At 43.6% G+C, this 236-nt stretch carries 1 protein-coding gene; it reads left to right on the top strand.

All coding sequences use genetic code 11. The features are described 5' to 3' along the window. Positions 1-236, top strand: a 236-nt coding sequence (locus BAQ48_RS28595; RefSeq protein ID WP_116758550.1) for an HYR domain-containing protein, incomplete at both ends; no start/stop codon positions are given.

Consider the following 236-nt stretch of genomic DNA (forward strand, 5'->3'; position numbering starts at 1 on the left):
ACAGTAAACGATACTGAACCACCAAAAATCCAATGCCCTAACAATATTACAAAAGCAAATGATCCTGGTGAATGCGGTGCTATTGTTACATTTCAACCTACGGTTACAGATAACTGTCCAGGTGTAACTTTTTCCTGTTCGCCAGCTTCTGGATCCTTCTTCTCTGTAGGAACCACTCCTGTGACTTGTACAGCCACGGACGCATCGGGAAATACAGCTACGTGTTCATTTACCGT

It is taken from the genome of Bacillus luti, from assembly GCF_001884105.1.
Lineage (GTDB): Bacteria > Bacillota > Bacilli > Bacillales > Bacillaceae_G > Bacillus_A > Bacillus_A luti.